Annotated in this window: 2 protein-coding genes; both read left to right on the forward strand. The window is 75.4% G+C overall.

The genetic code is table 11. From position 1 onward, the window contains the following. The first annotated feature begins 23 nt into the window (after positions 1-23). Positions 24-5,411, forward strand: a complete 5,388-nt coding sequence (locus tag J0670_RS25250) for a non-ribosomal peptide synthetase (protein WP_243437493.1) — start codon at positions 24-26, stop codon at positions 5,409-5,411. Continuing rightward, on the forward strand, positions 5,408-7,120 hold a 1,713-nt coding region (locus J0670_RS25255; RefSeq protein ID WP_307806678.1), incomplete at its 3' end, for a condensation domain-containing protein. The genes J0670_RS25250 and J0670_RS25255, both read left to right, overlap by 4 nt.

Consider the following 7,120-nt stretch of genomic DNA (forward strand, 5'->3'; position numbering starts at 1 on the left):
CCTTCGCCGGCCCCGGCCTCCGGATGTACCGCACCGGTGACCGCGTCGTCCAACGCCCCGACGGACAACTGGAGTTCATCGAGCGCCGCGACCACCAGGTCAAGATCCGCGGCCGCCGCGTCGAAACCGGCGAGATCGAAGCCGTCATCCGCTCCCTGAACTCGGTGGCCGACGCCGCCGTCGCCGTCCTCCCCGACGCCTCCGGCAACCCCCGCCTCGTCGGCTACCTCACCGGCCCCGGCGTCCGGCCGAGCCAGGTCCGCGCCGAACTCGCCCAGCTGCTGCCCGCGTACATGATCCCGGCCTCCTGGCTGGTCCTGGACGCCATGCCGCTCACCCCCAACGGCAAACTCGACCGCAAGGCCCTGCCCCGCCCCGACCTGGCCGAGCAGGGCGCCGTCCGCGGCCCGCGCAACGAGCGCGAGCGGATCCTGTGCGACATCCTCGCCGAAGTGCTCGGCACCACCGGCGTCGGCATCGACGAGGACTTCTTCGCCCTCGGCGGCGACAGCATCCGCTCCATCCAGGTGGTCAGCCGCGCCCGCAAGGCCGGACTGACCTTCACCACCCGGGACGTCTTCACCCACAAGACCGCCGCCGCCCTGGCCCGGGTGGCCGGCGGCGGCGCCGCGGAGCCGGCCGCCCGGGAGGACGAGGGCGGCCCCGGCCCGTACGAACTCACCCCGATCATCGCCCAGTTGCACGAGGACACCCGCAGCCTCACCGGCCCGGTGGTCAAGTACAGCCAGCACGTGGTGGTCCGCGTCCCGGCCGGCCTGGACGCGGAGCTGCTCGACACCGCCCTGCACGCCCTGGTCGACCACCACGACGCGCTGCGCACCCGGGCCACCGAGCCCTCCCCCGGCCTGTGGCACCTGGAGGTGCTGGCCCCCGGCGCGCTGAACGGCGTCCGGCTGGTCACCCAGGCGGAGGGCAGCGAGGCCGACGGGCTCGGCTTCGCCGAGCGGCAGGCCGCCGCCGCCCGCGCCCGGCTCGACCCCGGCGCCGCCGTGGTCGTCCAGGCCGTGCTGATCCCCGCCGCGCCCGGCGCCGACAGCGCCCACCTGGTGATCTGCGCCCACCACCTGGTCATCGACGGCGTCTCCTGGCGCATCCTGCTGCCCGACCTGGCCGCCGCCTGCCAGGCGCTGGCCGAGGGCCGCGCCCCCGCCCCGGACCAGGTCGGCACCTCCTACCGCGCGTGGTCCCGGCTGCTCGCCGAGCAGGCCCGCACCCAGGTCCGCGGCGCCGAACTCGCCCTCTGGCAGGGCATCCTGGACGGCCCGGACCCGCTGGTCGGCACCCACCGGCTGGACCCGGAGACCGACGTGTACGGCACCCAGCGCACCCTGCGCCTGGAGCTCGGCCCCGAGGTCACCGGCCCGCTGCTCACCGACGTCCCGGCGGCCTTCCACGCCGAGGTCAACGACGTGCTGCTGACCGGCCTGGCGATCGCCGTCGCCGACTGGCGCCGCCGCCACGGCCACACGCAGTACGCCCAGACCCTGATCGAGCTGGAGGGCCACGGCCGCGAGCAGCTCAGCGACGACCTCGACCTCTCCCGTACGGTCGGCTGGTTCACCTCCGCCTTCCCCGTCCGCCTCGACCCCGGCACGCCGGACTGGGACGAGCTGTGGTCCGGCGGCCCCGCGCTGGCCGCCGCGGTCAAGCGGATCAAGGAGCAGCTGCGTGCCCTGCCCGACCGCGGCGTCGGCTACGGCCTGCTGCGCTACCTCAACCCGCACGCCGCCCGCGCCCTGGCGGGCCACCACAGGCCGCAGATCGGCTTCAACTACATGGGCCGCTTCGACGCCCGCGAGAGCGGCCTGTGGGAGCCGGCCGGCGGGGACGGCGTGGTCGGCACCGGCGCCCACCCCGGCATGCCGCTGCCGCACCTGCTGGACGTCACCCCGGCCACCGAGGACCGGCAGGACGGCCCGCACCTGATCGCCAACTGGTCCTGGGCCGGCCGCACCGTCACCGAGGAGGACGCCCGGGACGTCGCCGAGACGTGGTTCCGCGCCCTCGAATTGCTCTCCCGCCACTCCGGGCCGGGCGGCCGAACCCCCTCCGACCTGCCCCTGGTCCGACTGGACCAGGAGGAGATCGAGGAGTACGAGGCCGAGCTCGCCGAGGCCGGCACCGCCCTGACCGACGTGCTGCCGCTCACCCCGCTCCAGCAGGGCATGCTCTTCCACGCCGACTACGACGCCGCCGGGCAGGACGCCTCCGGCGAGGGCGTCGACGTGTACACCCTGCAGATCGTCGCCGACATCGAGGGCGAGCCGGACCCGTCCGCCCTGCGCGCCGCCGGCCAGGCCCTGCTCGACCGGCACCCCAACCTGCGCGCCGCCTTCCGCGCCCGGGCCGCCGGCGAGCCCGTCCAGGTGATCCCGCGGAACGCCGAACTCCCCTGGCTGGAAGCCGACCTGACCGACCTGCCGGAGCCCGCCCGGGCCGCCGAGCTGGACCGGATCACCGAGGCCGAGCGCACCCGCCGCTTCGACCTCGCCGCCCCGCCGCTGCTGCGCTTCGCCCTGGTCGCCCACGGCGAGGACCGGCACCGGTTCATCTGGACCAGCCACCACATCCTGGTCGACGGCTGGTCGATGCCGCTGCTGGTCCGCGAGCTGTTCGCGCTCAGCGCGCCCGGCGCGGACGTCACCCTGCTGCCCGACCCGGCCCCGTACCGCTCCTACCTGGCCTGGCTGGCCGCGCAGGACCGCGAGGCGGCCCGCACCGCCTGGCACGGGGTGCTGGCCGACCTGGAGGAGCCGACCCTGGTCGTCCCGGCCGACCCGGCACGCGTCCCCGCGCTGCCGGAGGCCGTCCGCACCGAGGTGCCGCGCGAACTGACCGCCGCGCTGGCCGGCTGGGCGCGCGGCCAGGGCCTGACCCTCAACACCGTGGTCCAGGGCTGCTGGGCGCTGCTGCTCGGCCGGCTCACCGGCCACCAGGACGTGGTGTTCGGCGCCGTCACCTCCGGCCGCCCGGCCGAGGTCCCGGACGTCGAGTCGATGATCGGCATGTTCCTCACCACCGTGCCCGTCCGGGCCCGGCTGCACCCCGGCGCCACCCTCGCCGAGCTGCTGCACGCCCTTCAGGAGCAGCAGTCCGCGCTGCTGCCGCACGAGCACCTCGGGCTCGCCGCGATCCACCAGGCCGCCGGTCTGGCCGGCGAGGCCTTCGACACCGTGGTGCTGTTCGAGAACTTCCCGCTGGACGAGCAGGGCCTGGCCGCCGCCGAGGGCCCGCGGGTGGTCCGCGCCGAGGCCCGGGACGCCCGGCACCACCCGCTCAGCCTGGTGGTGCACCCCGGCGAGGCGCTCAGCCTGCGGCTGGACTACCACCCGGGGCTGTTCAGCCGGCCCGAGGTCGAGCGGGTGGCGACGGTCCTGCTGCACCTGCTGCGCACCGTCGCCGAGCGGCCCGCGCTGCCGCTCGCCCAGGTCGACGTGACCGCCCCGGCCGACCTCACCGGCAGCGCCACCCCCGGCGAGCTGGGCGGACTGCTCGGCAACTGGGACCCGTCCGTCCCCGAGGAGAGTCTCGGCGTGGTCGAGCGGGTCCGCGCGGTGGCCGAGCGCACCCCCGAGGCGGTCGCCGTGACGGACGGCGGCGGCTCGGTGGACTACCGGGAGCTGGTCGAGACGGCCGGCGGACTGTCGGCGGGCCTCACCGCCGCCGGGGTCGGCACCGGTTCGGTGGTGGCGATGCTCGCCGAGCCCGGCGTGCCGTTCATCACCGGGGTCCTCGGCGTCCTCGGCGCCGGCGGCGCCTACCTGCCGCTGGACCCGACCGCGCCCGCCGCCCGCAACACCGCGCTGCTGGCCGACAGCGGCGCCCGCCACCTGCTGGCCGGTGCCGGGTACGCGGAGCAGGCCGCCGAGTTCGCCGCCGCCGTACCGGGCGAGCCGGTCACCGTGCTCGGGCTGGAGCGGGCGCTCACCGCCCGCGCCCTGCCTGAGCCGGTGGGGACGGGGCTGGATCTCGCGTACGTGATGTTCACCTCCGGCTCGACGGGCAGGCCCAAGGGCGCGATGGTGCAGCGCTCCGGGATGATGAACCACCTGTGGGCCAAGATCGGCGACCTCGACCTCACCGCAGGCGATTCCGTGGTGCAGAACGCGCCACTGACCTTCGACGTGTCGGTCTGGCAGATGCTCGCCCCGCTGCTCGTGGGCGGCACCGTCCGGGCGTCGGGGACGGAGATGGCGGCCGACCCGACCGCGCTGTTCGGCATGGTCCGGGCGGAGCGGATCACCGTCCTGGAGGTCGTCCCCTCACTGCTGCGCGCCGCCCTGGACGCCTGGGACACCGACGGCAGCGCGCCCGAACTCCCCGACCTGCGCTGGCTGATGGTCACCGGCGAAGCCCTCCCGGCCGACCTGTGCCGCCGCTGGCACGCCCGCTACCCGACCGTCCCGATGATGAACGCCTACGGCCCCACCGAGTGCTCCGACGACGTCACCCACGCCGTCATCACCGCCCGGGACGAACTCGGCGCCCGCGTCCCCATCGGCGGCGCCGTCCGCAACACCCGCCTCTACGTACTCAGCGACGAACTCCAGCCCGTCCCCGTCGGCGTCCCCGGCGAGCTCTACATCGGCGGTGCCGGCGTCGGCCGCGGCTACCTCCACGACCCGGCCCGTACGGCGAGCACCTTCATGGCGGACCCCTTCGCCGGCCCCGGCCTCCGGATGTACCGCACCGGTGACCGCGTCGTCCAACGCCCCGACGGAAAACTGGAGTTCATCGAGCGCCGCGACCACCAGGTCAAGATCCGCGGCCGCCGCGTCGAGACCGGCGAGATCGAAGCCGTCATCCGCTCCCTGAACTCGGTGGCCGACGCCGCCGTGGCCGTCCTGCCCGACGCCTCCGGCAACCCCCGCCTGGTCGGCTACCTCACCGGCCCCGGGGTCGACCCCGAGCGGATCCGCCGCGAACTGGCCGAACTGCTGCCCGGCTACATGGTCCCGGCCTCCTGGCTGGTGCTGGACGCCATGCCGCTCACCCCGAACGGCAAGCTCGACCGCAAGGCGCTGCCCCGCCCCGACCTGGCCGAGCAGGGCGCCGTCCGCGGCCCGCGCAACGAGCGGGAGCGGGTGCTCTGCGAGATCCTCGCCGAAGTGCTCGGCACCACCGGTGTCGGCATCGACGAGGACTTCTTCACCCTCGGCGGCGACAGCATCCGCTCCATCCAGGTGGTCAGCCGCGCCCGCAAGGCCGGACTCACCCTCACCACCCGGGACGTCTTCACCCACAAGACCGCCGCCGCCCTCGCGGAGATCGCCGAGGAGGCCGAGGACACCGCCGAGAGCGCCCCGGCGGAGCCCGAGGGCGGTCTGCTCACCCTGTCCGACGAGGAACTGGCCGACCTGGAATTCGAGCTGAACGAGGAACTGTCGTGACGACCGCTCCGAGAACGCGCTCCGCCGGAAGCACCGCCGGACCGAACGCCGCCCGAACGAGCGCCTCCGGGACCGGGACGAAGATCAGCGAGGTGCTGCCGCTCTCCCCGCTCCAGCAGGGGCTGCTGTTCCTGTCCTCGTACGACCAGGCCGCGTCCGACCCGTACACCCTCCAGCTCGTCGCCGAGCTGGACGGGCCGGGCGCGGGCGACGGCGAACAGCTCGCCGAGCGGCTGCGCACCGCCTCGGCCGCGCTGCTGCGCCGCCACCCCAACCTGCGGGCCTGCTTCCGCCACCGCCGCAACGGCGAGCCGGTCCAGGTCGTCCTCAAGGACACCGAGGTCGCACCGGAGTGGGTCCGGCACGACCTCACCCACCTGCCCGAGGCCGAGCGGGAGGCCGAGGCGCGGCGGCTGACCCGCGAGGACCGGCTGCGCCGCTTCGACCTGGCCCGGCCGCCGCTGATGCGGTTCACCCTGATCCGGCTCGGCGAGGGGCGCCACCGCTTCCTCTGGTCGGTGCACCACATCGTCATGGACGGCTGGTCCTTCCCCATGGCCGTACGGGAGTTGGGCCTTCTGGGAGACGCCGAGCAGGCCGCCGAGCTGCCCGCACCGGCGCCCTACCGGTCCTTCCTGACCTGGCTGAACGGCCGCGACCGCGCCGCCGCTCGCGCTGCCTGGGCGGAGCTGCTGGACGGCCTGGACGGGCCGCTGCGGGTGCTGCCGGAGGCCGAGGACCCGCTCGAACCGCCCGCCCTCGTCCGGCGGGCGCTGTCCCCGGAGCACACCGCCGCGCTGGCCGGCTGGGCGCGCGGCCAGGGCCTGACCCTCAACACCGTGGTGCAGGGCTGCTGGGCGCTGCTGCTCGGCGGTCTCACCGGCCGCCAGGACGTGGTGTTCGGCGCCGTCACCTCCGGCCGCCCGGCCGAGGTCCCGGACGTCGAGTCGATGATCGGGCTGTTCGCCAACACCGTGCCGGTCCGGGCCGACCTGCGGCCGGACCGGCGGGCCAGCGAGCTGTTCGCGGCGCTGGCCGCCCAGCAGCTCGCCATGATGCCGCACGAGCACCTGCCGCTCGCCGAGGTGCAGGCCGCCTCCGGGGTGCAGGGCGAACTGTTCGACACCGTGCTCGCCTTCCAGAGCTACCCGGTGGACGAGGCGGCGCTGTACCGGGAGTCCGGCGGCACCGTCAGCGCGGCCCGCATCCTCTCCGCCACCCACTACCCGCTGAGCCTGACCGTCTTCCCCGGTGAGCGACTCGACCTCCAACTCGGCTACCGCGCCACGGCGCTGACCGAGACCGAGGCCGAGCGGGTGCTCGACCGGCTGACGCGCTTCCTGGAGCAGGTCGCCGAGGACCCGCACACCCCGCTCGCCCGGCTCGGCGCGCCCGAGCCCGCCGAACTGGACCGCATCCTCACCGAGTGGAGCGGCGCCGCCGCCCCGGCCGGGCCCGTCCGGCAGGCCACCCTGCCCGCGCTCTTCGCCGAGCAGGCCGCCCGGACCCCGGAGGCCGTCGCGGTCACCGCGCCCGACGCCTCGCTGACCTACCGCGAACTGGACGAGCGCTCCAACCGGCTGGCCCACCTGCTGGCCGAGCGCGGCGCCGGGCCGGAGTCCTTCGTGGCCGTCGCCCTGCCGCGCGGCGCCGAGCTGATCACCGCCGTCCTCGCCGTGCTCAAGGCGGGCGCCGCCTACCTGCCGCTG

Source organism: Streptomyces sp. FH025, assembly GCF_017427025.1.
Lineage (GTDB): Bacteria > Actinomycetota > Actinomycetes > Streptomycetales > Streptomycetaceae > Kitasatospora.